Origin of the sequence: Micromonospora violae (assembly GCF_004217135.1) — a bacterium.
Taxonomy (GTDB): domain Bacteria; phylum Actinomycetota; class Actinomycetes; order Mycobacteriales; family Micromonosporaceae; genus Micromonospora; species Micromonospora violae.
Genome location: NZ_SHKK01000001.1, coordinates 506,200 through 532,620, shown reverse-complemented (window position 1 = coordinate 532,620; position 26,421 = coordinate 506,200). Strand labels below are relative to the sequence as shown.

Below are 26,421 nucleotides of genomic sequence, written 5' to 3'. Positions count from 1 at the left end.
CGTACTCGGCGTGGTGGGTGGGTCAGGCGCGGCGGATCATGATGTCGCCGTACGAGGTGTTCGCCCGGACCTCGACCGTCTCGTCGGACGGTGCGGGGCTGTCGGTCGACTCCAGCGCGTTGTGCACCCGGCCGTGGCGGGAACTGACGTCGAGCCAGGCGGCCGTCCCGCGACGGACGCCGACCTCGATCGCGCCGTAGGAGGTCTGCAACTCGACCGCCCCCCGGACGACCTCACCCAACCGGAGGTTGCCGTAGGCGGTCCGAGCCGTCACCGAGGCCAGCGACGTGTCCACGGTGATGTCGCCGTAGGCCGTGTTGATCCGGGCGTCGCCGCCGCTGCGTCCGATCCAGCAGTCGCCGGACGAATTCTTGATCTCGGCGGGACCGTCGACCGCGCCGATGCGTACCTTGCCGGAGGAGGCCTTCACCCGGGCGGATCCCACGACTCTCTCCACGGCGACGTCGCCGTGGCTGCTGTCGATATCCAGTGGCCCGGTCTCGTCGAGCCGGATGCCGCTCCCGGTCTTGATCCGGCATTCGCCGAGCCGACCTTCGCCGCGAAATGCGGCCCACGACGCCTCGGCGTGCACCGCCGACCCGGACGGCAGCTCGATCAGGACGTCGACCGACGGCCCCGGCCCGAACCCGTAGCGACGCCAGCTCTTCGGCACCCTGATCATCAGTTTCCCGGCGGCGTACTCGACGGTGGTCTGGTCGGCGGCGGTCACGTCGGCCTTGCTCGACGGGTCGCGGGGCCGCACGGTCACCACCGTGTCGGCGCGGTCGCTCGCGGCGACCCAGGCGTCGCCGACCGGCAACTCGATCTGCACGGAGATCGGCTCTGGAGTCTCGAAAACAGGCATGGGGGTCTCCCGAAAGGTGATCGGCGAAGGTCGCCGCAGGTCAGCGGCGCGGTGAGCAGGGGTACGGAAGTCAGCGGGCCCAGCCGGTGAAGTGCTGGCCGGAGCGCGGCTCCGGCCGGCGGGGTGGACGACGCTCCGTCTCGCCGGCCCCGACGGCACCGGCGACCGCCCGCACCAGCCAGGCGTTGACCGAGAGACCGGCGCGCCCGGCGGCGTCCTCGACGCTGGCCTTCAGGTGGTCGGGGAGCCGGAGGTTGATCCGTGAGGTGCCGCCCTCGTCACCGTCGGGTGCGGCCACGGGCACCGACAGCGGTGGTGGGCTGATCGGCTCGGTGACGACCTCGACCGGTGGGCTGGCCGGCGTCACCACGAAGTCGGGCTCGCGGCCACGCAGCCGAACGTGCACCGACCCGGGCGCGAGGTCGCGGGTGATCTCGTCGGCCGCGTCGGACAACGCTTCGAGCAGGGTGAGACGGGTGGCCGCCTCCAACTGTGCGAAGAGCCGCTCGGCGAGCGCCCGGGCCTCCGGATCCACGCCCTCCGCGGCCACAGCGAACTCGTCACGCAGGTTCTCGACGTATGACCTCAGCTCCATGGCACCATGATGGCACCACTTTGGCTCAGCATGCAACAGTCATGGCTCAGCAGGTGCCGCCACTTGGCTCCGCCGAGGGTCACTGGGTCGCTCAGAGGTCGCCGAAAGCGCCCCGGACCAGGTAGTTCGCGTCCTCCTGGGTCAGGCCGGAGGCCACCAGGAGGTCACTGACGGTCGTACGGACCTGGGCGACCACGACCGCACCCGAGAACCCGACGCCGCCCCGATAGGCGTCGCCGGCCATCCGGACCGCCCGCAGCGCCTGCTCCCGCGCCCGGTTCGGCTCAGCGCCGGCGGCGAACTGCCGCTTGAACAAGCGGACGGCCTCCGCGAGATCGGCCACCGACCTCGGCAGCGACTCCGGCACCGGCTCGCGGTCCTCGATGAGTGTCACCGACCGCCGGATCAACGTGCCGCTGTTGCGCATCGCCCGGTCGATCGGCTCCGCCGCCTGCGCGTAACGGCCCACCGGTCCGCGCCGATGGTGCCAGTACACCGGTGACAGGACGCTCGCCTCCCGGGCGCCCTGGGTCGCCTCGACGAACGCCTTCAACCGGCCCGCGCTCTGACGCAGTTCCCCCCGGGCGGTACGCGCGCGCGCCGCGTCACGCTCGGTCAACGCCGCGGCGGTGGCGTCGAGCTGGGTCACGAGGAGATCCAATGCCGGCCGTGCGGCCCGGTTGAGCACCCGCAACGGGTTCAGCGGCAGCAGCACCGCGCTGACCAGCAACGCCACCCCTCCCCCGACGAGCGCGTCCACGAACCGGGGGATCTCCAGATCCCGGACCGCCGGGCTGAGCGTGGCGATGAGCACCGCCGTCGCTCCGGCCTGGATCACCACCGCCGCGCTGCCCACGAGGAACAGCGCGACGACGATCGCCAGCACGACGATCAGGGCGAGCTGCCACCACCCCGTGCCGATCACCACGAGCAGCAGGTCGCCGATGAACACCCCGACCGTGACACCGATGATCAGCTCGACGGTGCGACGCAACCGCTGGCCGACGGACGCGGCGAGCGTCGAGACGGCGGAGATCGGCGCGAAGACCGGCTGCGACACCTGCAGCACCGAGTGCGCCACGAACCAGGACAACGCCGCGGCCAGGCCGGCCTGCAGGGCCAGGCCGCCGATGGTCCGCACCCGACGAAGCCGGTCGCGCAGCATGGCCAGCACGCGGTCCGAGAGCCGGACGACGGTCGACGGGCCCGCGTCCGCTCCGCGCCGACCGGCAGCGACCATGGCGGCACCTACCCCGCCACGACCGGCTCAATCCTCGCCCGCGGGCGTCGGCGCCCTCAGCGTGCGGCGAGCGTCTTCTCCGCGTACGCCCAGAGTCGGTCGGCGGCGGCCGGGTCCAGGGCGTAGGCGGCGACCCCGCCGGTGGCGTCGGGGCCACCGCTGACGACCTCGGCCTCCTGGTTGTCGTCGAAGTACCGGCCGCCGACCCCGTCGAGCAGGGGCGAGCCGGCGAGCAGCACGGTCGTCGACGCGCCCTGGGCGGGCGTCTTGTAGTAATCCGCCTCGATGAGGTTGCCCGCTTCGTCCATCGCGCCCATCGCACGCATCGTGTCGTCGTCGATGTGGCGCTGGAGGTTGGTGAAGATGTACCCGGGGTTGAGGGCGTTCGCGGTGATCCCGTCAGCCGCCCACTGGCGGGTGATGCCGACAGCGAGCAGCACCTCAGCGGTCTTCGACTGGCCGTAGGCCGACCACGGGTCGTACGGGCGCCGCTCGAACTGCGGGTCGTCGAAGTCGAACGGCGCGGCCAGGTGCGCCCCGGAGCTCACCACCACGACCCGGGCCGCCGTGGCGGCGCGCAGGTTGTCGTGCAGCCCCCGGGCCAGCGCGAAGTGACCGAGGTGGTTCGTGGCGAGCTGAAGCTCCCAGCCCACGGCCGTCAGCTGACGGGTCGGGATCGCCATGATTCCGGCGTTGGCGACCAGCACGTCGAGCGGGCCCTGCCAGGCTGCGACGAAGTCGTCGACCGACGCCAGGTCGGCGAGGTCGAGGGCGGCCGAACGGACCGTGCCCGGGGTGGCGTCGGAGGCGAACTCCTCGGCGAGCCGGTCGGCCGCTCGGGGATTCCGGGTCGCGATGGTGACGTCGGCGCCGGCCCCGGCCAGCGCGCGCACCGTCTCCACACCGATGCCGGAGGCGCCCCCGGTGACGATCATCCGGCGCCCGGTGAGGTCGACACCGTCGAGGATCTCGGCGGCGGTGGTGCGGGCGTTGAACGGGGTGGTGAGGCGTGAGTTCAGTGTCATGGAACCCAGGCTAAGAACGGGCACCTCGGACTGCCTATAGTCTGGAGTCCTTCATACTTTCGTGAGAGTCCAGAAGAGGTGGGGATGGATCCCCTGGAGGACGTCCTGTCGCTGCTCGGCGCGACAAGCCACGTCTCCGCCGGCCTGGTCGGGGGCGGGCGCTGGGCAGTCGGTTTCGACCCACCGGCCGGCGCCAAGTTCAACGCCGTCCGGCGCGGCCGATGCGCGCTGCGGGTCGAGGGCCATGCCGAGCCGATCGCTCTCGGTCCGGGGGACTGCTTCCTGCTGACCCGCCCGGCGGCCTACACGCTCTTCAGTGACCCCGAGGCGCCGGTCGAGCCCGCGTACCCGATCTTCGCGGCCGCCGTCGACGGCGTCGCGCGTGTCGGCCACGGTGACGACGTGTTCCTCATCGGTGGCGCCTTCGCCCTGGGCGGACGGGCGCGCGGCCTGCTGCTGGACGACCTCCCGCCGGTCATCCACGTGCCCGCCGACACCCCGGAGGCCGATACCGTCCAGTGGGCCCTCGGCGAGATCGACGCGGAACTACGATCGACGCGACTCGGCTCCCGCCTCGTCGCCGAGCATCTGGCGCTGGTCCTGCTGATCCGGGTGCTGCGGCTGCATCTGGCCCGCGACGACCAGCCCACCTCGGGGTGGCTGGCCGGCCTGACCGACCCGGTGGTAGCTCCGGCGCTACGCGCGATGCACGCGCGACCCGCAGACCCGTGGACGGTGGACGAGGTGGCCCGGGCAGCCACCGTCTCCCGGTCGACACTGGCCGCCCGCTTCAAGAAGGTCGTCGGGGTGGGCCCACTGGAGTACCTGACCAGGTGGCGGATCGAGCTCGCGGCGGACCGCATCCGGCGAGGCACCGACACTGTCGCCACCATCGCCCAGTCCGTCGGTTACGGCTCGGAGAGCGCGCTGAGCGTGGCCTTCAAGCGCACAACGGGCCTCTCGCCGCGCGCCTACCGGGCCGAGATGGCGAAGGCCGGCCGCCGGGATTGAGGGCGTCCGGATCGGGTAGACCCGGCTCCGCTGTCACAGCGGTCGGCGGTGCCGACGCGTGACGTCGGGGCTCGGTCGCGGGCCATGAACTGGGACGCCTCGGGGGGACGTCGGATGGGTCAGCGCGGTTGAGCGGGCCGGATGACCGCTCCGGTGACGTCGTGGAGCTACGGGTGCACGGGGTCTCCGGTGCGAGCCCCACACAGGTGCTGGGCCTGCAGCAGACCAGGCAGGTCGCCGGTGACCGCAGTGGCGGGTTCTACCGGCCGCGCCCCCCGTGTTCCGACACCGATACGCCCGGGGTGACGGTGGAGGCGTACCGCTGGGGCGACCTGCCGTCGGGCACCGTGGCCCGCACCCTGGCGGTGGTCTTCATGCTCCCCTTCATGCTGGTCAACGTCGCGATCTGGATGCGCCCGGCGAGCCCCGGGTCCGAGGCGACGGTCAAGTCACTGTGCCGGGTGCTGGGGCTCACGCTCACCGTGCTGTACGTGCTCACCGTCGCCGGCGTCGCCCTGGATCTCCTCGGATGGAAATGCCTGGCCTCACCGGACTGCCTCGCCGGACGCAGCTGGTTGTCCTGGTTGGGTGGGCGCACGATCGGGCTGCGGCTGGCGGTGCTCGCGCTGGTCCCGGCCGCCGCGATCGGCGCGATCTGGCGGGTCAGCAGTCGTCCGGGGCGAGCCTACGAGGCGTTTCGCGCACCCGATCACGGCAGCTCCGCGTCCCGGCTCGACACCGTCGGCCAATGGGACGCCGAGCCGTTGGTGGGCCGGTTGCGCGCCATCCACGTCGCTACGGCATTCGCGACGCTGGGCCTCGTCCTGCTCCTGGCCCAGGGCACGAGCCACGCGTCGGGCGTCACCATCGCGCTGACGGCGATCACGGGGGTGATCCTCACGGTCTGCGTGGGGCTGCTCTGCACACCGCAGCTGCTGGACCGGTCCCCCGCCGACCAGCGGCTCGACCGGATCACCCGTACCCTCCGGAACGCCGCCATCGTCCTGACCGTGGTCGTCGTGGCGCACGTGGCGACCCGTACCCAGCCGTGGCCGCAGCAGCATGGGCTGCCGGGTTACGACCCGGCCCTGGTCGGTGTGTTCGCGGCGCAGACGACACTGTTGGTCGCCCTGGGCGTGGCGCTGCTCTGGCACCGGCGCCGGGAGCGCGGCACCACTCCGTTGTTCGGGCTCGGCGCTCTCGTTGTCGCCGCCACCGGGATCAGCATGGCGGTGGCGTACTCCGCGGAGCTGGTCTGCCGGGTGGCGGACTACCTGGATCGCGGTGTGGCGACCACCGAGGGCATCACCTCCGGCCCGCCTCGGGCCTTCACCTGGGCCATCTACGGCTTCTTCCGTGCGGTGCTGATCACCGCGATCGTCGCCGCCCTCGTCGTCCTGATCTCCCGCCGGAGTCGACGCCGGGCTGCGGCGGCGATCGTCGCGCGCGACTTCCCGAACCCGCCGGCCGAGGCCGAGCCCCGACTGAGGCAGGTCCGAGACGCGATAGCCCGCGCTCGCTTCACCGAGAAACTGGTGCCGTTGGCCGTGGTCTACAGCTGCCTCGCCGGACTCGGCACGGCCACCACCACGGTCGGTCTGCTCGGGCAACAACCGGGCGACGTCATCGAGCGAAACATCGGCTTGCCGGCGGAGGCGACCACGTTCATCATCGCGCTCAGCAGCTGGGTGATCGCGGCAGTACTCCTCGGCCTGATCATCGGCGCCATCTTCGCGTACCGGAGCGAGCCGTACCGCCGGTACATCGGTGTCCTCTGGGACCTTGGCACCTACTGGCCCCGGGCCGCACACCCGTTCGCGCCGCCCTGCTACTCCAGGCGGGCCGTGCCGGAACTGACCCGCCGGATCACCTACCTGGTCGAGCGCGGCCACGGGGTGGTGCTGACCGGGCACAGCCATGGCTCGATTCTGCTCGCCGCCGCGGTGCTTCAACTGCCGCCGCAGATCTGCGGCCGGGTCGCCCTGCTCACCCACGGATCACCGCTGCGCCGTTTCTGCACACGGCCCTTCCCCGCCTACCTGGACGACGCGGCACTGCGCGAGATCGGCCGCAAGGTGGGGTGGCGCTGGGTGAACCTGTGGCGCGACACCGACCCCATCGGCGGCTGGATCTTCTCCAAGAGCCGGTCACCCGCGTCGGTCAGCACAGGGGACCCGGCAACCGGAGTGGATCGCCGACAGCGTGATCCCCACGGCCTGGTGGCACCCCCCGGCGAGAGCGTCGCCCCACCCATCCACGGACACTGGCCGGACGAGTCCAACGAGCCGTTCACCTCGGTGGTACGGGAGTTGGCGCAGCGCCTCGAACGGCGGGGCGACCCGCCCGGGCCGCCGAGGTAGCGGGCCGGCTCACCGCCCGCGGCTCGCCCGCGTACGCCAGTCGTCCAGGCCGGTGCCGGCGAGGCGGGCGCCGTCGGCCGGGACGAGCGAGCGTTCGCCCAGCTTGGCGCCGAAGTACCGGGCGTCGGGGTCGGCCACCACCGACCGAGGGTCCTGCTGGTCCGCGAGGAGGGACCGGCCCAACTCGTCGAGGCGGAACGGCTCCGGGCCGGCGACCTCGACCACGGAGTTCGTCGGTGCGCCGAGCGCGACCTCGGCCACCGCGGCCGCGACGTCGTCGGCCGCCATCGGCTGAATGAGCACCGGCGCGAGGTGCACGGTGTCGCCGTCCGTGGCGGCGTCGACGATCCCGGAGAGGAACTCGAAGAACTGGGTGGCGTGCACGATCGAGTACGGGATTCCGGACGCGACGATGAGCTTCTCCTGGGCGACCTTCGCGCGCATGTACCCGCTGTCGGGGATCCGGTCGCACCCCACGATGGAGAGCGCCACGTAGTGCCGCACCCCGGCGTCGGACGCGGCGGCGAGGAGTGTGCGGGTGGACGTCTCGAAGAACTCCAGCACGGCCTTGTCCTCGAACGACGGCGAGTTCGACACGTCCACGACGACCTCGGCGCCGGTGAGCGCATCGTCCACCCCCTCGCCGGTCAGGGTGTTCACGCCGGTCTTCGGCGATGCCGCCACCGTCTCGTGGCCCTGCTCGTCGAGGCGGGCCACGAGCTTGGAACCGATCAGGCCGCTGCCGCCGATGACGACGATCTTCATGGTCGAACCGTCCTGTCTGCGCTGGGTGGAATCGTGCCCGCCAACCAGTAAGACGGAAAGCGTGCGCGGATGCAGGACAATCGCCGGAGAACACTTCGACGGAGATCAGGAGGTCGACGTGGCCGCGGTGTCCCACCCCGTGTTCGCCCGGGTGTACGAGCGACTCAGCGTCGCCATGGACCGCGCCGGCACCGCGGCGTTCCGACGGGACCTGGTCGCCGGCCTGTCCGGCCGGGTGATCGAGGTCGGTGCGGGCAACGGGCGGATGTTCTCCCACTACCCGCCGGGGGTGACCCAGGTCCTCGCGGTCGAGCCGGAGCGGCGTCTGCGTGCCGCCGCCGAGCGCGCCGCGGCGGACGCGCCGGTGCCGGTCACTGTCGTCGACGGCCTGGCCCAGGCGCTGCCCGCCGGGGACAGCGAGTTCGACGCCGCCGTGGTCGCGTTGGTTCTGTGCACCGTGCCCGATCAGGCGAGCGCGTTGGCCGAGATCAGCCGGGTGCTGCGCCCCGAGGGCCAGGTGCGGTTCTTCGAGCACGTGGCCGCCGAGGAGGGCAGCGGTCTGCGCCGCGCCCAACGGTTCGTCGAAGCCACACTGTGGCCGACGCTGTTCGGCGGCTGCCACCCCGCCCGGGACACCGTCGCCGCCATCGCGGCGGCCGGCTTCGAGGTGGCGGACCTGCGCCGGTTCCGGTTCCCGGCCACCAGCAACAGCCCCTCCTCCCCCTGCGTCCTCGGCCGCGCGGTCAAACCGGCCCCGACAGCCCGGTGAGCCAGACGTCCAGGTCCGCCGGGGAGCGCAGTAACACCACCGACGGCCCGGACGGGTCGGCCTGCCAGGCCCGCATCCGCCGTCGGGCCCGACCGAACGCGGTGACGTGCCACAGCAGGATCGAATCCCGGGACAGCACGCTGCCCAGCGACTCGCGGTTGCCGTTGCAGATCACCTCGCCCGTCACCACCCGGCGCACGGTGCGGCGGAGCAACCGCCCGAACGAGCACCACCGCGGATAGTCCAGGCCGACGACCAGATCGGCGCGGGCCAGCGGGACGTCCCGCCAACCGTGGTACGCCCCGTCGATGATCCAGCGGTCCCGTCGACAGATCTCCTCGATCCGTCTGCGCTGCTCATCGACCGGCACCTCGACCCAGCCCGGCTGCCAGAGCAGGTCGTCCACCGGATACCAGGGCAGTCCGAGCTGGTCGGCCAACCGCGCGGCGAGAGTGGACTTGCCGGAGCCGTACACCCCGTAGACCAGGATGCGACGCGGTGCGCTCATCGCGGCAGCGTACGGGTGAAGCAAAATCGGTTGTCGTGCCCGGCCCGCCTCGGCCAGAGTGACGTCCATGACGTACTGACGGACACCCTCCCCTGCTCCGCGCCACCGGTGCTGCCTCCCGGGGGCCGTGACGCCGTCCGTTCCCACGTTCGCCGCGAGAAGTGAGCCTCCTTGTCCCAGCACCACCTCCCTCGGGAGCCCCTGCCCCCGTCCACCCCGGCGACCGTCACGGTGTTCGCCTCTCCCACGAGCTGGATCGAGTCCGAAGCGATCGCACAGTGCCGGCAGGTCGCCGCCCTGGACGGCATGCGGCACGTCGCCGCGATGCCGGACCTGCACCCCGGCAAGGGCGCGCCCATCGGCGCGGCCATGGCGTCGACAGTGCTGTACCCGTTCCTGGTGGGCTCCGACATCGGCTGCGGCATCGCGGTGTTTCCGATCAGGCTCAAGCGCGCCGTACCGGAACGGCTCGCCGCCCGGTTCCCCGACCTCGACCAGGCGCTCGACCCGGTACGGGACGCCGACGACCCCGCCTGGGCCGCCGTCGACGGCGCTGTTCCAGCCGGTCACCTGGACGGTCTCGGGACGGTGGGCCGGGGCAACCACTTCGTGGAGTTGGCCCGCGTCGACACCATCCTCGACGTCCGGCACGCGAGCCGGCTCGGGCTCGACGCCGGCGATCTCGTGCTCATCGTGCACAGCGGTTCCCGCGGTCTGGGCGAGCGGATCCTGCGGGCGCACACCGAGGCGCACGGCGCCGGGGCGGCTCCCGACCCCGCCGCCTACCTGAGCCAGCACGACGACGCGGTGCGCTGGGGATCGCTCAACCGGCGGGTGCTGGCCGCCCGGGTGGCGCACGCGTTGGGGGCCGAGCCCACCGCGCCGATCGTCGATCAGTGCCACAACCTGGTCGAGGTCCGGGACGGGGTTTACCTGCACCGCAAGGGCGCGGCACCCGGCGACGGGCGCGATGTCCTGGTCGCCGGCACCCGGGGAACGGCGTCCTACCTGGTGGCCGCGCACGCCGGGCCGGACGCCAACCACTCCGTGGCCCATGGTGCTGGCCGCAAGATGTCGCGCGCCGACGCCCTGCGGCGGGGCCGGGCCAAGCACACGGTCGAGGAACTCCGCCGCACGCCGGTGGGGTCGCTGGTGGTGTGCGGTGACCGGCAACTGCTCTTCGAGGAGGCGCCCACGGCGTACAAGCGCATCGAGCAGGTGATCGCCGACCTGGTGGCGCACCAGTTGGCCACGCCGGTGGTCAGCACGACTCCCCTGGTCACCTACAAGACGCCCGATCTCGGGTCCGCGGCACGACCGGACCGGCGGGGCCACCGCGGCAGACGAGGCCGGTCGTGAACATGCTCCTGCTGCTGTCGGCCGGACGTGGGCCGCAGGAATGCGCGTGGGCGCTGAGTCAGCTGCTGCACCGTCTGCGCGGCGAGGGCACCCGCCGAGGTCTGACGATCGAGCAGGTTCAGGCGGTGCCCGGTGACCGCACCGGCACCTACCGGTCGGTGCTGATCCGGATCTCGGGCGTCGACGCCGAGGCGTTCGCGGCCTCCTGGACCGGGACGCTGTGCTGGCAGGCCCCCAGCCCGTACCGGTCGGGCACCGGCCGGAAGAACTGGTACGTCACCGCCCAACCGCCCGAACGCGACGTTGCGCCGACGTCGTTCCGGGAGGCGGACGTCGACATCGTCGCCTGCCGTACCGGCGGGCCGGGTGGTCAGCACCGGAACAAGGCGAGCACAGCGGTACGCGCGACCCACCGTCCCTCGGGCCTCGTGGTCGTGGTGGACGAGGAACGACAGTTCAGCCTCAACCGCCGGGTTGCCCTGGATCTGCTGCGCCACCGCATCGAGCGCGGCGACGAGGCGGCGCGGCAGGCCGTCACCACCGCCCGGTGGCGGATCCACGACCGGCTGGTTCGCGGCGATCCGGTGCGGGTGGAACGCCCGACGCCCCGGTGACGTTCCCGGTGGAGGTCGTGGGGTCGCGGTCGGGTGACCGTAGGGTGATGGCATGGCTGAGCGACCTCTGACCCTGATGGCGGTGCACGCCCACCCCGATGACGAGGCGACGAGCACCGGCGGCGTTCTTGCCCGCTATGCCGCCGAGGGGGTTACCACCGTGCTGGTGACCTGCACCGACGGGCGGTGTGGGGACGGTCCGGGCGGGGTCAAGCCGGGCGATGCGGGGCACGACCCGGCCGCCGTCGTGGCGATGCGCCAGGCCGAGCTGGAGGCCAGCTGCGCGGCGCTGAGCGTCACCCACCTGGAGACCCTGGGCTACGCCGACTCCGGGATGATGGGCTGGCCGACCAACGACCTGCCGGGCGCGTTCTGGACGACGCCGGTGGCGGAGGCGGCGGCCCGACTCGCGGAGCTGATTCGGCGGTACCAGCCGGACGTCATCGTCACGTACGACGAGAACGGTTTCTACGGCCACCCGGACCACATCCAGGCCCATCGGATCACCATGGCGGCCGTCGAGCAGACCGATGTCCCGGCGAAGGTCTACTGGACCACGGTGCCGCGTACGGCGTTCGCGGAGTTCGGTCGGATCATGAAGGAGCTCGGCGTCGAGTGGGCCGAGCCGGACGCGACGGAGCCGCAGCTCGGCCTGCCCGACGATGAGATCACCACCTGGGTGGACACGAGCAGGTACGGCGTGCAGAAATTCAGCGCGCTGGCTACGCACGCGAGTCAGACCGAGAACATCTTCTTCCTGCAACTGGGCCAGGAGCGATTCACCGAGCTGATGGGTATGGAGACGTTCCTGCGGGTCCGGGACCGGACCGGCGCGCCGACCCCCGAGGACGACCTCTTCGCCGGCCTGCGCTGACCGGTTCTCCGCAGCACCCGGCATCGTCGGCCCACCCGTCGACGATGCCGGTCGTCGTGCGCCCCGATGGCGGCATCGCGCGAACGTGTCGGTCCGCCGCACCCTGCGCCGCCGGCAGCCGGTCGCCGGACCGCCGGTAGCCGAAAGTTTCGACCGCTCACCGCTCGGGGCCGCCCAGCTCATGTGATGAATTTCCGGAAGTTTTCAGCGTTGACGCCCAGACATTGACCGGCTTAATGTTTCGAGCGAGTTTCCGGTTTCCGGCCGGAACTACCGGCGTCACCAACCTCGCCGGCGCCCCCGCCCGCCAACATTGGACGGACCCTCACCTCCTAGATCGAGATTCATCTATTGATCGTCTGGAAGGGAAGGCACATGAACGTGAGACAGTGGTCGACCGTCGGCCTGGTCGCCGTCGCGACCGTCGCGACGTTGAACGCCGTGCCGGCCACCGCGAGTCGGCCGTACGACCCCACGACGCAGACCCTCGCCGCCCTTGGCCTGCGCCACGGCCTGCACGTCGGCACCGCGGTGAGCATGGATGCCCTCAACGACGCCAGCGACCCGCAGTACCGCAAGCTGGCCGCCACCGAGTTCGCCTCGGTCACCGCCGAGAACGCGATGAAGTGGGAGAGCCTGGAGCCCACCCGCGGCAATTACAACTGGGCGCCGGCCGACGAGCTCATCGAGTTCGCCAAGCGCAACCGGCAGAGCGTGCGCGGCCACGTACTGGTCTGGCACAACCAGTTGCCCGCCTGGTTGACCAGTGGCGTCGCCGACGGCTCCATCAGCAAGCAGGAGTTGCGCGAGCTGCTGCGCAAGCACATCACCACCGTCGTGAAGCGCTACAAGGGCAAGATCTGGCAGTGGGACGTGGTCAACGAGGCGGTCAGCGACCCCTGGGACACTCCGTCGACCCTGCACTACAAGGGCTTCTGGGCGCAGAACCTCGGGCCCGGCTACATCGCCGACGCGTTCCGCTGGGCACGGGCGGCCGACCCCAAGGCCCTGCTGTTCTACAACGACTACAACATCGAGGCGTTCGGCTCGGGCAACCCGGCCGACGACAAGACCCAGTTCGTGTACGACATGACCAAGAGCCTGCGCGCCCAGGGCGTCCCGATCGACGGCGTCGGTTCCCAGGGCCACCTGGGCACCCAGTACGGCAACTACGACACCCTCCAGGTGACCGCCGCGCTGAAGAAGTTCAGCGGGCTCGGCGTCGCGACCGCGTTCACCGAGGTCGACGTCCGCAGCCAGCTGACGGAAGGCGTCCAGGCGGGCAACTCGGAAGAGATCAACCCCCGGCTTCAGGCGTCGGCCGCCAACTTCAGCGTGCTGATGAAGGCGTGCCTCGCGGTGCGGAGCTGCCTGTCGTACACGGTGTGGGGTTTCAGTGACAACCACTCCTGGGTGCCGGGCTGGTTCAGCGACCCGCCGGAGGGTCTGGCCACCATCTACGACGAGAACTACCAGCCCAAGCGGGCGTACCACGAACTGAAGTCCGACCTGATCTTCGCTGGGCCGCCGTACGTGCTGCCCCGCATCGCCCCCAAACCGCACCGCTGACGCGTCCGTCGGCGTAGGGCCGTGTGGAGCTTCGCGAAGCTCCACACGGCCCGCGGGTCACCGCGGACGTCGACGGTCGACTCACGTTCGGTGGTTCCGGTCCGCCATCCGGACGCCATCGGAGGACTGGTGCCGGTTCTACCGGTTTATTGATGGTGTTGGTGTCACTATGGCAGGCGTGGGAACTGCGAAAACTGCCATGCCTGCGATCTCGCCGCTCACCGGCGACCCAATCAAGCGGGCCGATGCCGAGAAGCTAGCGGGGGTCCTGAAGGCCTTCGCCGATCCGGCGCGACTCCGGCTACTCAGCCTGATCCAGTCCGCGCCGGAAGGCGAGGCGTCCGTGAGTGACCTCACCTCGGCGCTCAACCTCTCCCAGCCGACCGTGAGTCATCACCTTCGGATCCTCACCGAGGCCGGCCTCCTCGAACGCGACAAGCGCGGGGTCTGGGCGTACTACCGCCTGGTGCCCTCCGCGATCGCGCAGATCGCCGACCTGTTGACGCCGCCCCGGAAGCGGGCGACGAAGCGGACCCGCTGACCGGCCCGAGGGGTCGCCCGTCACATCCGCTCCGGCGCGGTCCAGCCCCTGTCGCGGGGTCCGGGCGTCAGCTCGGCCGGCAGCAGCCGACTCCGCACGCCTGGACGTCATCCGACATTCCGGTAGCGCATTGAGCGATTACGCTGGTCACGCGGGGGCGACCTGACGGCCCGGTCGATGCGATGACGCCTCAGATCCGGTGGTCCGGTCGATCTCCGGGCCGCCGCGTGATCGTTTCGGTCGGCTCGGCGCAGGGCACTTCCCCCGGCACAGATGAGGGGTGATGATGAGCCGATCCGTACCACTGCCACCGGCGCGTACCCGGCGCGCGCTCGCGCTGCTCCCGCTGCTCGGCACCATCGCGCTGGCCGCCGCCTGCACCACCACCGAGGAACCGCCCGACTCGGCCCCGGCGCCCACCGCACCGTCCAGCACGGCGGCGGCAGCGCCCCCGACGGACGCGCCGTCTCCGAGCGCGAGCAGCCCTCGGGTGACCATCCCGACCTCGGCCTTCGTCGAGTTGCCCGCCGAGCTGCGGAAGTCTCCACGACGGACGACACCCGTCGAACAGGCTCTGCCGACGCTGTGCGGCAACGAGTTCGGCACCGGCGGCCGACAGGTCACCGCGAGCGCCGCGATGACCGTCACCTACCAGACGGCCGGCGAGCCCGCCAGCAACGTGCCGCAGGGGATGATCCACCAGACCATCTTCACCTTCGACGGTGCCGGCGCCTCGGCCTACCTGGACCGGCTCCGCACCGCCGTGCAGGCGTGCCCCTCGTACGACCAGGCCGGAACCCGGGTCACCGTCAAGAGCGAGGTGCTGACCGGGGTCGGTGGCGAGGCGTTGCTGCTGACCCGAACCTGGCCGGAGACGAGCCTGAACGGCGAACGCACCGGCGGCACCGCGTCCAGCCAGATCGCCGTGGCCCGCGTCGACAGCACAGTGACGGTCTTCAACGACCAGGGGTGGGAGGGCACCAGCGGCAACCCGGCCATCCTGGACCGGGTCGTGCGCGACGGCGTACGCGCCATCGACGCCTGGCAGCGGTAAGCCGGAGTCGCCGCCCTCAACGACTCCACCGATCGGTCTGGTCTTCCGTCGGATCATGGACACCTGGACCCGGGTCGCGCTCGCGCCCGGAGACTAGGGGATCTCGGTCCACAGTGAAGCTACCGACCCTGGATGTGGCGGCTGATGAAGGTTTCTCCCCCGGGCACCGGCACGCACCGCGACGGCCCGCCCCATGCCGGCGAACTGTTCACCGACCGGGAGAGCGAGTCTCAAGCGTTCAAGTCGACGCTGACCCGTTTTCGCCAGTTGCTCGACAGCGACGACGAGGTCGGGATCACCCGCCATAACGTACTGACTTTCTACGGCCTCGGTGGCATCGGTAAGACCGCGCTCTCCGAACGGTTGGACGCCTGGGTCCGTCACGACCTTCCGCTCGTCAATGGCTGGGGGCCGGCTCCCGCCACCCACGTCGACGCAACGGCGCGCATCGACCTGCACGGCTCGGTCGGCCGCATGGACCTTCCAGCCGCGCTGCTCGCGTTGCGGGCCGGTGTGGCCAGCATCCGTCGCCGATGGCCGGTCTTCGACCTGGCGTTCACGGCCTACTGGTCGGCGCTCCGTCCCGGCGAGTCGCTGCCCCGCTTCCGGGGACGGGACGAGCTGGAGAACTCCGTAGCGGAGACGGTGGGTGAGGTGCTCAAGGACCTCGGCTCGCTGGCGGACCTCGCCGGTGGCACGGCCACCTCGCTCGCGGTGCGGGGGGTCCGGAAGGTGGTCGGCGAAGTCCGACGTCGACGCGACCTGCGACTCGCGGTCGACGGATTCCCGGGCTTCGAGGAGTTCCTGCTCCGGTGCGCCGACGAACCGAGCCCCACCGAGCCTCGACCAGCACTGGCCTGTGAGCTCGCCGCTGCCCTGTCGTGGGAGCTGGCCCAGATCGTTCCGTCACCCCTGCTGGCGGTGTTCGTCGACACCACCGAGCGCCTGGCCCTCGACCCGCGACGGGTCTCGGAGGGGCACCTCAACCGGCTGGTCCACGGCATGCCGAACGTGTTGTTCGTGCTGACCGGGCGCGATCTGCTGAGCTGGCACGACGAGGGCCGCGTCGACCTTCCGCACCGCGGCCCATGGACCTGGCCGGGGCTCGTGCCGGGGGCCTCGGACAACCCTCGGCAGCATCTCGTGGGCAACCTCTCCCCCTCGGACACCCGGGCGTTGATCCTGCGTGGACGTGCTCAGCTCGACCTGCCGATGAGCGATGACGTCGTCGAGCAGCTGGTCCGATCGTCCGCCGGGCTACCGCAGTATCTGGAACTGGCCCGGCAGGTCGCCATCTCGATCAAGGATGCCGGGAGTGGACGCCAGGTGGAGGCGCAGGACGTCACGGGTTCCCTCGGCTCGCTGGTGATGCGCATCCTCGACGACGTCCCCGCCGACGAGCAGCGGGCCATCCGGGCGGCGTGCCTGTTCCGGGTCTTCGACACTCATCTGATGGCAGCCGCGGCGGACGTCGACCACGGCTGCGCCGAGCGGGCCGTTCGACGTCCGATGATCGACCACCACCACAGCGACCGCTTCCCGTACCGGATCCACGACGCCGTCCGAGAGGCGATCCGCCAGTCCGACCACCAGATCTCCGGCGGCTGGTCCGAGCGCGACTGGGAGCTGGCCGCCGGCCGGGCTGCGGCGGTGGTCCGGCGTCTGCACGACGATGCCAAGGAACGCGAGGATAATCGAGAGGTCCTGGACCTGATCGGTGTCGCCATCGTGCTGGTGTGCGAGCAGAGCACGACCTTGGAGCCAGCTCCGAGCGAAAATTACGAGGACTGGCTGTCACGCGCCATCGTGTTCAGTCCCTCGGTGCAGGGCCTACGGTCCCGGGTGCCGGCCGCGAGCCGCACCGAGTACGGACGCCTGGTCCTGAACTTCATCGCGGCCAAGTCCATCGAGACGCCCATGAACGAGCGGCTGAGCCTGCTCCGCGAGATCTTCGACTCTGATCACCCGCTCCAGGCACCTGCGGGCCGCCACCTCGGCTATACGCTGCGACTGTGCCAGCGCTGGGACGAGGCGCTCGCCGTCTTCGACGAGCTGGTTGCACGTAAACCCACGCCACTGCACCGGGGACAGGGCCCGCAGGTTCTGAGCCTGGCCCGGCGCTTCATTGATGCCGAGCAGGCCGCAGAAGGGCTCCCCGTGCGGGACTTCATCACGCGGGTGGCCGAGTACGCCCACGGCCGGCCAGAGCGCTACTTCGCTGAGGTCGCCGACAAGATGGCGAAGCTGCGCGACGCCGGCCGCCAGCGGGAGTACCTGGATGAGGTCGGCACACTGCTGATGCGGCGGACGTTCTTCCGCGGCGATGTGAGCACCGACGAGATGCTCGACTTCGTTGATCAGGCCGACCTCTCCGGCCACCTGATCGCGACCCGCACCGCGCTGCTGACCACGGTCCTGCTGGGGCGGTCGGCCCCGACGGACAACGCGCTGACCATCGACCGGATACGGACGCTGGACGAGGCGTCGACGGGCGAGATCGGGTACCGCTACGGTCTTGCCGAATGCTGCACCGCACTACGTCTCGGAGCGCGCGACCGTCTGGAGCGGCTCCGAGACGAACTCAGTCTGCTGCCCTCGCGAAGCCGTTCAATGATCCCGGTCGAGTGCCTCCTGGAGTCGGTCGGCCTGTCACTGCCCAGCCAGCCGACCCAGTGGCTCGAACCCGTCGAGGTCGTCACCCGCCGCTGGGCTGATCACTTCGCCGCGTACGTCGCACGGCACGGGTAACGCCAGTCCAGACATCCGCTGCTAGGGGAGGTTTCGTCATGCCGGACGGTCAGGAAACGAAAGCGCCGTGGCTTCCGCCGCGGTGGTTCATCCGTCTTGCCTGGGTGGTGCACCGGGGTCTGTACCGGGTCACCGGCAGCCGGGTCGGGCTGTGGCGACCGCGCGAGAACAGCTGGGGCACGCTGCGACTGACCACGACCGGCCGCCGGACCGGTCAGCAGCGCAGCGTCATCATCGCGTACTTCGAGGACGGCCCGAACCTGGTCGGGGTGGCGATGAACGGGTGGGGCGAGGGCGCCCCCGCGTGGTGGCTCAACCTGCAGGCCCACCCGGACGCATCCGTCGAGCTGCCCGACGGGCGGCGACTGGTCCGTGCCCGCGTCGCCACCGACGACGAGCGGTCCCGGCTGTGGCCACGCTGGCAGGAGGCGGACAAGAACTTCGACGCCCACGCGGCGCGTCGATCGTCGGAGACCCCGGTGGTGGTGCTGGAGCCCAGATCGGAGGGCGGCTCCCCAACGCCGTGATGCGCTGCCCGGCCAACGGGACAACCGCTGCGGTACGACAGCCGCAGCGCGTACACCCCGGGTGGTAGGCCCGGTGGCAACTCCGGCCTGACGACTCACGGGCGGTGCGGTTCCTACGCTGCCGCTGTAGCCGTCAACCGACCGAGGGGAACCACGATGTCCGTCCACCACCTGTTCGTCACCGCCGTAGCCGCCCCGGCCTCGGCCGAGTCGACCGCCGCCACTGTCTCCATGAGCTCCGGACGGGTCGGCGCCAGTGTCGCCGTCCTGCTGGGGCTCGCCGGCGCGATCATCGGTGGGGTGGCACTGGCCCGCCCCACCGGTCGCCTCGGTGCCGGGTCGGGCCGCCTGGGAGCGGTCCTGGCCGTGGCGGCCGGTCTGCTCGGCATGGCGCTCGGCGCGCTGGTGGTCGCGACCTCCGACAGTGGCATCGGCACCGGGAACGGGCGGGGCGGGGCCTACCTGGCCGTGGTGGTCGGGCTGGTCAGCGCGGTCCTCGGTGGGCTCGCTCTGGCTCGGGCCCGCCGCACCGACGGGCTGACCGGGTAACGGGCTGACCGGTCCCGCCGCGGGGTGTGCCCCGTGCCGGCCGCACCGGCCATCCACACGCGGTGGTCAGGAGCGGGTGACCCAACCCGGCACGGTCAGGCCGGACTCGTAGGCGAGGATCACCAACTGGGCGCGGTCCCGGGCACCGGCCTTCGTCATGATCCGGCTGACGTGGGTCTTGGCGGTGGCCGGGCTCAGCACCAGCCGCGCCGCGATCTCGTCGTTGGACAGGCCGGCGGCGACCAGCGCCAGCACCTCACGCTCCCGCTCGGTGAGCACGCTCAGTCGCGGCCCCGGATCGGGGTGCGTGGCCCGGGCCGCGAACTCGGCGATCAGCCGGCGGGTGATCGACGGCGCGATCAGCGCGTCACCCCGGGCCACCACCCGCACTCCGTGGATCAACTCGGCCGGTTCGGTGTCCTTGACCAGGAAGCCGCTGGCACCGGCCCGCAACGCGCCGTAGACGTAGTCGTCCAGGTCGAACGTGGTCAGGATGATGACGCGCGCATCGGTGCTCGCGCTGATCTCACCGGTGGCGGTCAGGCCGTCCAGCCCGGGCATCCGGATGTCCATGAGGACGACATCCGGCCGTAGCTGCCGGGCCAGCCGCACCGCCTCGGCACCGTCAGCCGCCTCACCGACCACCTGGAGGCCGTCCTCACCATCCAGGATGGACCGGAAGCCGGCACGGACCAGGGTCTGGTCGTCGACGAGCAGGAGGCGGATCACGGCCGCTCCCCCGCCGGGCCGGGTCGCACCGGCAGACGGGCCCGAACCCGGAAGCCGCCGTCGGGCTGTGCGCCCGTCATCAGCGAACCGCCGAGCACCCGCACCCGTTCCCGCATGCCGAGGATTCCGCTGCCCGGCGCACCCGGCTGACCGGTGCCGTCGTCCTCGACCTCCACGAGCACATCGTCGTTGTCGGGTCGGACCCGGACCACCGCGGCGGTGGCACCCGCGTGCCGCGCCACGTTGGTGAGCGCCTCCTGGACGATCCGATACACCGCGAGGTCGACCTCCGGCGGTAGCGAGCGGGTCTCGGCCAGCTCGGCGCGGATCTCCAACTCCGGTCGACCGGCCGTCCTGATCAGGTCGTCGAGGCGGGTCAGACCGGGCGCGGGCAGGACCGCTGGCGCATTCTCCTGACGCAGTACGCCGAGTGCCGCGCGCAGCTCCCGCAACGTCTCCTTGCTGGTCTGTTTGATCGCGGTGAGGGCCTGCTCCGACCGCGCCGGGTCCGGGCGGTGCAACGCGGCACTGGCCTGCACGTTGATCAGCGACAGGTGGTGGCCGAGAACGTCGTGCAGCTCCCGGGCGATGCGCAGCCGCTCCTCGGTGGCCCGTCGCCGGGCCTCCGCCTCCATCCGCTGCTCGGCGACGGCCGCTCGGGCCCGCGCCTCGGCGAGGTAGGCGCGGCGGTTGCGGGTCACCCCGACGATGACGGCGACAAGCCAGCCGGCGTGCAGCAGCGTCGCCCCGTTCATGGTGCTCGGCGACCGGTTGCCGCTGTCGGCGACCGCGAAGGCGATCACCGAGGCGAGACCCAGCCCGATGGCGACGGTGAGGTGCCCCTCGTCGACGACGGTGTAGAGCGCCACGACGAACACCAACATGATCGGTCCGGGGCGGTGCAGCAGCGCACCGTACGCACCGACGGCGAGAAGCGCCACGACACCCACCGGCACCGGGTGGCGGCGGCGCAGGTACAGCGCGCCCGCTGAGATCAGCACCACCGGCAGCGCCGCCCACTCGGCGGTGGTGTCGATGCCGCCCGACTGCACCACCAGGCCCACGAGGGCGACCAGCGCAACGGCGGGCACCAGGGCCACGTCCGCCACCCGGCTCCGCCACCCTGCCATGCGCCGAAGCCTAACGTCCCGTCGGTGGCCGGGAGAAGGTCGACGACCGCGCCTGGCGGCGCGTCGTCAGTGGGCGGTCGGGGCGGGATGGTGGCCGTCGCCCAGGTTCGCGTCGTAGCCGGCGGCCTGGAGGGCGAACAGCTCGGCGTACCGTCCGCCGCCGGCGACGAGTTCGGCGTGGGTGCCGGCCTCGACCAGCCGACCGTGGTGCAGGACGAAGATCCGGTCGGCGTGCCGGACGTTCGCGAGCCGGTGCGTGATGAGGATCGTGGTGGCGCGACCTCTGCGGTCCCGAATGGTCTGGAACAGCGCGTCCTCGGCGCGAGGGTCGAGCGCGGACGACGGCTCATCCATGACCAGCAGTTCGGCGTCGCGGAGGAACCCGCGGGCCGCGGTGATGCGCTGCCACTGCCCACCGGAGAGGTCCTGGCCTCGGGCGAAGGTGCGGTCGAGCAGCGTCTCGTACCCGTACGGAAGGTCGTTGATCATGTCGTGGGCGACCGCGCGGCCGGCGGCGGCCTCGATGCGATCCTGCCGGGCCTCGCTGTCGACGTCACCGATGGCGATGTTCGTGGCCGCGGTGAACGGCCATTTGTGGTATTCCTGCGTCACCACCGCGACCCGGGCCCGCAGCCCGTCGACGTCCCACTCCGACAACCGTCGACCGTTCCATTCGATGGTGCCCGTGCTGGGGGCGCGGAGGCCGGCGATCATCGCGGCGAGGGTCGTCTTGCCGGAGCCGTTCTCCCCGACGAACGCGACCGTCTGCCCGGCGGTGATCGTCAACGTGACGCCGTCGACGGCCGGAATGTCGCGGTCGGGGTAGCGCAGACTCACCTCGTTGACTGCCAATTCGCGCAGCCGGTCCGGGTCGGCCCCGCGTCCGGGTCCCGCGCTGTCCGGCAGGTAGGCGTCGGCGCGGGTCATGAAGCCGGTGTAGTCACCGAAGTGCTGCCCCTGGGTGTAGACGTGGTCGACCTGGAAGGTGGCGATGGCCAGGGATCGCTGCGCGGACTGCACCGCGATGACGCAGGTCGCCGCGGCGGCGAGCGGTATCTGCCCATTGAGGAGCAGCAGGCCGAGCAGGGCGTAGACGGTGCCGGTGGCGAGGCCACCGATGATCGCCCCGACCGTGGTGGTCGTGGTGACCCGCCGGGCGAGGGCGAGTTGGATGTCGGTCTCCACCTGCATCACCCGGTCGTACTGGTCGAGCAGGAAGCGGCGCAGCCCGTAACTGCGCAGCTCCGGGGCCGAGGCACGTTCGGCCATCAACTTTTGCAGCAGCCACAGGCGACGTCGGCGTACCGATCCGGCGGTGTACGTCTGGTAGCGCAGATGGCCGGCCCGCAGCGACGCCCACGCGGTGGGCACCGTGGCGACGAGCAGCGCCAGCAACAACAGCGGATGGATGATGACGACGGCGGCCGCGACGGCGAGCAGCCCGGCCAGCCCGGCGAGCAGGTTCATCGACGCCTGCACCAGCCCGATCGTCGACTCGGTGCCTCGGGAGGCGCGTTCCATGTCATCGGCGAACGCGTCGGCGTCGAACGCCTCCAACCGGACCGCTGTGGACACCTCGAACAGGCCCCGCTCCACCTCCCGGCTCACCCGGGGCGTCAGCCCGTTCTGCGCGTACCCGGTGGCGATGCCCATCCCGGCGCGGAGCGCGACCGTCGCCGCCAGCACGGCCAGCGCGGGCAGTGCCGCCCGCACCTTCTCCGCGGTCGGCCCGCCGGCGAACAGCTCCACCAGCACCCGCTGCGTCGCCAGCAGGCCGAACGCCGCCATCATCCCCGCGCCGACCGTCGCCGCAGCCACCACACCGGTACGGAGCCGGTCCGCGCGCCAACTGATGCCGAGAGCGGTCCAGACGAGCCTGGGCAGCTCGGCGAAGACGGCCAAGACGCCGGCCTCCGCGCGCGCCCGTACCCCCGTCTCCCACCACATCTCCCGCAGCTCCGGCAGCACCGACTCCGTGCGCCCGGGCTGGGGTTTGTCCGGCGTGACGCGGTGGGCGTCTGCGGTGGCGGTCTCGCTCATGGACGTACCTCCGGGGGCAGCGCAACCGTCGCCATCCACCGCCGGGCCGGCGGGGTGGCGGCTTTCTGGAGGATTGGACCACCCGAATGTCGCTCTCGGCAATCATCTGAGCACACGTGGTTACCGAGGCGAGGTGCTCACCCCTTGGGCAGGGCGTCGAGGCGCGTACGCAGTGCCGCCGCGACCTCGCCCGCCGCGACGATCTGGTCCGGGGTGAGGGCGTCGACGAAGAGCTCACGGATGGCGCGCAGGTGCGGGAAGGTGGCGCCCTGGAACGCCTCGGCTCCAGCCGTCGTGAGCAGCACCTCCGACCCCCGGGGAACGGTCGCGCACTCCTGGCGGCGGATCAGGCCGCGCCGCTCCATCCGCCCAAGGTGGTGGGAGAGCCGACTCCGCTCCCACCCGATGTGCGCGGCGAGGTCGGACGAGCGCATGGCCTGACTCTCCGCCTCGGTGAGGGCGAGGAGCACGGCGTAATCCCCCGTCGAGAGCGAGGAGTCGCTCTGCAGGCGGGACTCGAGCCGGGAGCTGAGCGCTGCCGTGGTCTCGATGAAGTCCCGCCAGATCCGCAGCTCGTCGGCGGTCGGGAGCTGGCGTCCGCTCCGCCGGCCCGGTGTGGCCTCCGTCATCTCACTCTCCCGGGAATTGACGCGTCAATCGCCAAGTTAGCATCATTGACACGTCAACTGGTAGGTCCGCTTCGGCGGGCCGCCGGCTGACCGCACCGAGGAGGAGACCATGACAGCTGCGACCTTCGAGCTGGGGCTCAACTCGTTCGGGGAGGTGGCCACCGACGGCGACCGGACCCTGAGCGACGCCGAGACCGTACGGCTACTCGTGGACGAGGCACGGCTCGCCGAGTCGGCCGGAATCGACGTGTTCAGCGTCGGTGAGCACTACCGCGAGGGCCACAACGACTCGGCCACACCCGTGTTGCTGGCGGCAGCCGCGACCGCGACCGAGCGCATTCGCCTCGGCACCTCGGTCACCGTGCTCAGCACCAACGATCCGGTACGGCTGTACCACGAGTTCGCCACCCTCGACGCCGTCTCCAACGGCCGCGCCCAGATCGTCCTCGGCCGCGCGTCGGCAACCGAGTCGTTCCCGCTGTTCGGTTACGACCTGACCGACTACGAGCGGCTGTTCGAGGAGAAGCTGGACCTCTTCCTGCGGCTTCAGCAGGACGAACCGGTCACCTGGTCCGGCACGGTACGAACCCCGCTGACCGGGCAGCGCCTGCACCCACGGATGCGTCCCGGCGGCATCCCGACGTGGATCGGTGTCGGGGGCAGCCCGAACTCGGTGATCCGGGCCGCCCGGTACGGACTCCCGCTCATGCTCGCCATCATCGGCGGACGCCCCCAGCGCTTCGCCGGCCACGTCGACCTCTACACCAGGGCGCTCGAACAATTCGGGCATACCCGCCAGCCAATCGGGCAGCACTCACTCGGCCTTGTCGCCGACACCGACGAGGAGGCGGTGGAGACGTGGTGGCGTTACTGGCAGCCGGTCGCGGCGGCCCTGGCCGCCGAACGCGGCTTCTACAAACCGGACCGCGCGCGCTACGCGGCCGAAATCGACACCGGGGCGCTCTTCGTCGGTTCGCCCGAGACGGTGGCGCAGAAGATCGCCACTGTCGCCCGCGACCTGCGGCTGAGCCGCTTCGACCTGAAGTACGACATCATGCACCTGCCCCGCGAGGCACGCGCGCGCACCATCCACCTGCTCGGCAGTGAGGTCGCGCCGCGGGTCCGGGAGCTGTTGGCTAAGGAGCCCAACCATGTCTGATCTCCTGTTCGGCCTGGACACCTTCGGCGACGTACCGGAGGACGACTCCGGCAAGCTCGTCTCCCACGCGGCGGCGATCCGCCAGGTCGTCGACGAGGCCGTGCTCGCCGACCAACTCGGGGTCGACGTCATCGCCCTGGGCGAGCACCACCGCCCGGAGTACTCGGTCTCCACCCCGGAGACGGTGCTGGCCGGCATCGCCACCCGCACCTCGCGGATCCGGTTGGCCTCCGGCGTGACAGTACTCAGCTCGGACGACCCGGTACGGGTGTTCCAGCGCTTCGCCACCGTGGACGCGCTGTCGAACGGCCGAGCCGAGGTCATCCTCGGTCGCGGCTCGTTCACCGAGTCGTTCCCGCTCTTCGGGTACGACCTGCGCGACTACGACACGCTCTTCGAGGAGAAGATCGAGCTGTTCGTGAAGCTGCTGGACGAGAAGCCGGTCACCTGGAGCGGCACCCTGCGTGCCCCGCTGGAGAACGCCGACGTCTTCCCGAAGACCGAATCGGGTCACCTGGACACCTGGGTCGGCGTGGGTGGCTCGCCGCAGTCGGTCGTCCGCACCGCCCAGTACGGGCTCCCGCTCATGCTCGCCATCATCGGCGGCGCGCCCGAACGGTTCGCGCCCTACATCGACCTGTACCGCCGGGCCGCCGATCAGCTCGGTACGACCGCGCACCCGGTCGGGATGCACTCGCCCGGCTTCATCGCCGACACCGACGAGCAGGCCAAGGAGATCTACTGGCCGCACTACCGGATCATGCGGGACCGGATCGGCAAACTGCGAGGTTGGCCGCCGATCCGCCGCCAGGAGTTCGACTCCGAGGTGGAGAACGGCTCCCTCTACATCGGCTCGCCGGAGACCGTGGCCCGCCGGATGGCCCGCGCGATCCGCAGCCTCGGCGTCGGCCGGTTCGACCTCATCTACTCGGCCGGAGCGCAACCGGTGAGCGCCCGCCTGCGGGCCGTGGAACTGTACGGCTCGAAGGTGATCCCCATGGTCCGCGACCTGCTGGCCTGACCACCACTTCCCAGCGAGAGGACGACCATGTTCGACAACGACCGGAGCCGGCCGGCGACCCTCGGCATCCTCGGTGCCGGCAAGGTGGGCACCGTACTCGCCCGGCTCGCCGTCGCCGCCGGCTACCGGGTGCAGGTCGCCGGCTCCGGCGACCCGGCGAAGATCGCCCTCACCGTCGAGGTGCTCGCCCCGGGGGCGCAGGCCACCACGGCGGTCGACGCGGCCACCAACGCCGACATCGTCATCCTCGCCCTGCCCCTGGGCAAGTACCGCAGCGTCCCCGCCGAGGCGTTACGCGGCAAGCTCGTCGTCGATGCCATGAACTACTGGTGGGAGATCGACGGCATCCGCGACGACCTCACCAACCCGCAGACCTCGTCGAGCGAGATCGTCCAGGCGTTCCTGTCCGACTCGCGGGTCGTGAAGGCGTTCAACCACATGGGCTACCACGACCTGGAGGACGAGGCCCGGCCTGCGGGGACGACCGGCCGCAAGGCCATCGCGATCGCCGGCGACGACAGCGCCGACCTCACCGAGGTCGCGACCCTGGTGGACGCGCTCGGCTTCGATCCGGTCGTCGCCGGCCCGCTGGCCGAGGGGGTACGACTCGAACCGGGCAGCGAGTTGTTCGGCGCCAACGTCAGCGCCGACGAGGTACGCGCCATGCTCGACCGCTTCCCGGAATCGGAGCGGGGACGGACGATCAACGCGGCCCGAACAGGGTCCTAGTCGAGGTCGCG

At 71.2% G+C, this 26,421-nt stretch carries 25 protein-coding genes; 15 read left to right on the top strand and 10 right to left on the bottom strand.

Annotated features, from left to right (window positions below; translation table 11 throughout):
- Positions 1 to 22: 22 nt before the first annotated feature.
- The 4 genes from EV382_RS02435 to EV382_RS02420 form a co-directional block, all read right to left on the bottom strand.
- A complete protein-coding gene (locus EV382_RS02435; protein ID WP_130400019.1) occupies positions 23 to 865 on the bottom strand; it encodes a DUF4097 family beta strand repeat-containing protein in 843 nt (280 codons plus the stop codon).
- A gap of 70 nt (positions 866 to 935) precedes the next feature.
- A complete protein-coding gene (locus EV382_RS02430; protein ID WP_130400018.1) occupies positions 936 to 1,460 on the bottom strand; it encodes a hypothetical protein in 525 nt (174 codons plus the stop codon).
- A 91-nt stretch (positions 1,461 to 1,551) separates the two neighbouring features.
- Positions 1,552 to 2,700, bottom strand: a complete 1,149-nt coding sequence (locus tag EV382_RS02425) for an FUSC family protein (RefSeq protein ID WP_130400017.1) — start codon at positions 2,698 to 2,700, stop codon at positions 1,552 to 1,554.
- A 56-nt stretch (positions 2,701 to 2,756) separates the two neighbouring features.
- Positions 2,757 to 3,725 (bottom strand): SDR family NAD(P)-dependent oxidoreductase, encoded by a 969-nt coding sequence (locus tag EV382_RS02420; RefSeq protein WP_130400016.1) that lies wholly within the window; start codon positions 3,723 to 3,725, stop codon positions 2,757 to 2,759.
- Positions 3,726 to 3,809: 84 nt separating this feature from the next.
- On the opposite strand from EV382_RS02420, the gene EV382_RS02415 reads away from it, so the two are divergent.
- Together EV382_RS02415 and EV382_RS02410 are read left to right on the top strand one after the other, a co-directional pair.
- Positions 3,810 to 4,736, top strand: a complete 927-nt coding sequence (locus tag EV382_RS02415; RefSeq protein ID WP_130400015.1) for an AraC family transcriptional regulator — start codon at positions 3,810 to 3,812, stop codon at positions 4,734 to 4,736.
- A gap of 128 nt (positions 4,737 to 4,864) precedes the next feature.
- Positions 4,865 to 7,096, top strand: coding sequence for a hypothetical protein (locus EV382_RS02410; protein ID WP_130400014.1), 2,232 nt, complete (start codon positions 4,865 to 4,867; stop codon positions 7,094 to 7,096).
- Between the two features lie 9 nt (positions 7,097 to 7,105).
- On the opposite strand, the gene EV382_RS02405 is transcribed toward EV382_RS02410, so the two are convergent.
- Positions 7,106 to 7,861, bottom strand: coding sequence for an SDR family oxidoreductase (locus tag EV382_RS02405; protein WP_130400013.1), 756 nt, complete (start codon positions 7,859 to 7,861; stop codon positions 7,106 to 7,108).
- A 118-nt stretch (positions 7,862 to 7,979) separates the two neighbouring features.
- On the opposite strand from EV382_RS02405, the gene EV382_RS02400 reads away from it, so the two are divergent.
- The gene (locus tag EV382_RS02400; RefSeq protein ID WP_244236509.1) at positions 7,980 to 8,630 is read left to right on the top strand and encodes a class I SAM-dependent methyltransferase; all 651 of its coding nucleotides are present in this window, start codon (positions 7,980 to 7,982) and stop codon (positions 8,628 to 8,630) included.
- Here EV382_RS02400 and EV382_RS02395 read toward each other — a convergent pair.
- Positions 8,605 to 9,138 carry a P-loop NTPase family protein gene (locus EV382_RS02395; RefSeq protein ID WP_130400012.1) on the bottom strand — a complete coding sequence of 178 codons (534 nt, stop codon included), beginning with the start codon at positions 9,136 to 9,138 and terminating at the stop codon, positions 8,605 to 8,607. The genes EV382_RS02400 and EV382_RS02395 overlap by 26 nt on opposite strands.
- A gap of 171 nt (positions 9,139 to 9,309) precedes the next feature.
- Here EV382_RS02395 and EV382_RS02390 point away from each other — a divergent pair, with 171 nt between their 5' ends.
- The 9 genes from EV382_RS02390 (at position 9,310) to EV382_RS02350 (ending at position 18,973) form a co-directional block, all read left to right on the top strand.
- Positions 9,310 to 10,497: an RNA ligase RtcB family protein gene (locus EV382_RS02390; RefSeq protein ID WP_130400011.1), complete on the top strand. Its 1,188-nt coding sequence runs from the start codon at positions 9,310 to 9,312 to the stop codon at positions 10,495 to 10,497.
- The gene (prfH, locus tag EV382_RS02385; protein ID WP_208758294.1) at positions 10,494 to 11,111 is read left to right on the top strand and encodes a peptide chain release factor H; all 618 of its coding nucleotides are present in this window, start codon (positions 10,494 to 10,496) and stop codon (positions 11,109 to 11,111) included. The genes EV382_RS02390 and prfH overlap by 4 nt, the downstream gene beginning before the upstream one ends.
- A 52-nt stretch (positions 11,112 to 11,163) precedes the next feature.
- The gene (locus EV382_RS02380) at positions 11,164 to 11,985 is read left to right on the top strand and encodes a PIG-L family deacetylase (RefSeq protein ID WP_130400010.1); all 822 of its coding nucleotides are present in this window, start codon (positions 11,164 to 11,166) and stop codon (positions 11,983 to 11,985) included.
- A 375-nt stretch (positions 11,986 to 12,360) separates the two neighbouring features.
- Complete coding sequence (locus EV382_RS02375) at positions 12,361 to 13,554, top strand: endo-1,4-beta-xylanase (protein WP_130400009.1); 1,194 nt, start codon at positions 12,361 to 12,363, stop codon at positions 13,552 to 13,554.
- Between the two features lie 199 nt (positions 13,555 to 13,753).
- Positions 13,754 to 14,095 (top strand): ArsR/SmtB family transcription factor, encoded by a 342-nt coding sequence (locus EV382_RS02370; RefSeq protein WP_130400008.1) that lies wholly within the window; start codon positions 13,754 to 13,756, stop codon positions 14,093 to 14,095.
- Positions 14,096 to 14,381: 286 nt separating this feature from the next.
- On the top strand, positions 14,382 to 15,149 hold the full coding sequence (locus EV382_RS02365; protein WP_130400007.1) for a hypothetical protein: 768 nt from the start codon (positions 14,382 to 14,384) through the stop codon (positions 15,147 to 15,149).
- 144 nt (positions 15,150 to 15,293) lie between these two features.
- Positions 15,294 to 17,897: a hypothetical protein gene (locus EV382_RS02360; RefSeq protein WP_130400006.1), complete on the top strand. Its 2,604-nt coding sequence runs from the start codon at positions 15,294 to 15,296 to the stop codon at positions 17,895 to 17,897.
- A gap of 38 nt (positions 17,898 to 17,935) precedes the next feature.
- On the top strand, positions 17,936 to 18,424 hold the full coding sequence (locus EV382_RS02355) for a nitroreductase/quinone reductase family protein (RefSeq protein WP_130400005.1): 489 nt from the start codon (positions 17,936 to 17,938) through the stop codon (positions 18,422 to 18,424).
- A gap of 156 nt (positions 18,425 to 18,580) precedes the next feature.
- Complete coding sequence (locus EV382_RS02350; RefSeq protein WP_130400004.1) at positions 18,581 to 18,973, top strand: DUF6223 family protein; 393 nt, start codon at positions 18,581 to 18,583, stop codon at positions 18,971 to 18,973.
- A 66-nt stretch (positions 18,974 to 19,039) separates the two neighbouring features.
- Here EV382_RS02350 and EV382_RS02345 read toward each other — a convergent pair whose 3' ends face one another.
- The 4 genes from EV382_RS02345 to EV382_RS02330 all read right to left on the bottom strand — a co-directional run bounded on the left by EV382_RS02345 (position 19,040) and on the right by EV382_RS02330 (position 23,501).
- On the bottom strand, positions 19,040 to 19,702 hold the full coding sequence (locus tag EV382_RS02345) for a response regulator (RefSeq protein ID WP_130400003.1): 663 nt from the start codon (positions 19,700 to 19,702) through the stop codon (positions 19,040 to 19,042).
- Positions 19,699 to 20,832 carry a sensor histidine kinase gene (locus EV382_RS02340; protein WP_130400002.1) on the bottom strand — a complete coding sequence of 378 codons (1,134 nt, stop codon included), beginning with the start codon at positions 20,830 to 20,832 and terminating at the stop codon, positions 19,699 to 19,701. Before EV382_RS02340 ends, EV382_RS02345 begins: the two co-directional genes overlap by 4 nt.
- 66 nt (positions 20,833 to 20,898) lie before the next feature.
- Positions 20,899 to 22,872, bottom strand: coding sequence for an ABC transporter ATP-binding protein (locus EV382_RS02335; protein ID WP_130400001.1), 1,974 nt, complete (start codon positions 22,870 to 22,872; stop codon positions 20,899 to 20,901).
- Between the two features lie 137 nt (positions 22,873 to 23,009).
- Positions 23,010 to 23,501 (bottom strand): MarR family winged helix-turn-helix transcriptional regulator, encoded by a 492-nt coding sequence (locus tag EV382_RS02330; RefSeq protein WP_130400000.1) that lies wholly within the window; start codon positions 23,499 to 23,501, stop codon positions 23,010 to 23,012.
- Positions 23,502 to 23,610: 109 nt separating this feature from the next.
- On the opposite strand from EV382_RS02330, the gene EV382_RS02325 reads away from it, so the two are divergent.
- Genes EV382_RS02325 through EV382_RS02315 form a run of 3 tightly spaced genes read left to right on the top strand, consistent with a single transcriptional unit; the run spans position 23,611 to position 26,410 of the window.
- Positions 23,611 to 24,660, top strand: coding sequence for an LLM class flavin-dependent oxidoreductase (locus EV382_RS02325; protein WP_130399999.1), 1,050 nt, complete (start codon positions 23,611 to 23,613; stop codon positions 24,658 to 24,660).
- Positions 24,653 to 25,681, top strand: coding sequence for an LLM class flavin-dependent oxidoreductase (locus tag EV382_RS02320; protein WP_130399998.1), 1,029 nt, complete (start codon positions 24,653 to 24,655; stop codon positions 25,679 to 25,681). The genes EV382_RS02325 and EV382_RS02320 overlap by 8 nt, the downstream gene beginning before the upstream one ends.
- Before the next feature lie 27 nt (positions 25,682 to 25,708).
- Complete coding sequence (locus tag EV382_RS02315; protein ID WP_130399997.1) at positions 25,709 to 26,410, top strand: NADPH-dependent F420 reductase; 702 nt, start codon at positions 25,709 to 25,711, stop codon at positions 26,408 to 26,410.
- The last annotated feature ends 11 nt before the right edge of the window (positions 26,411 to 26,421 follow it).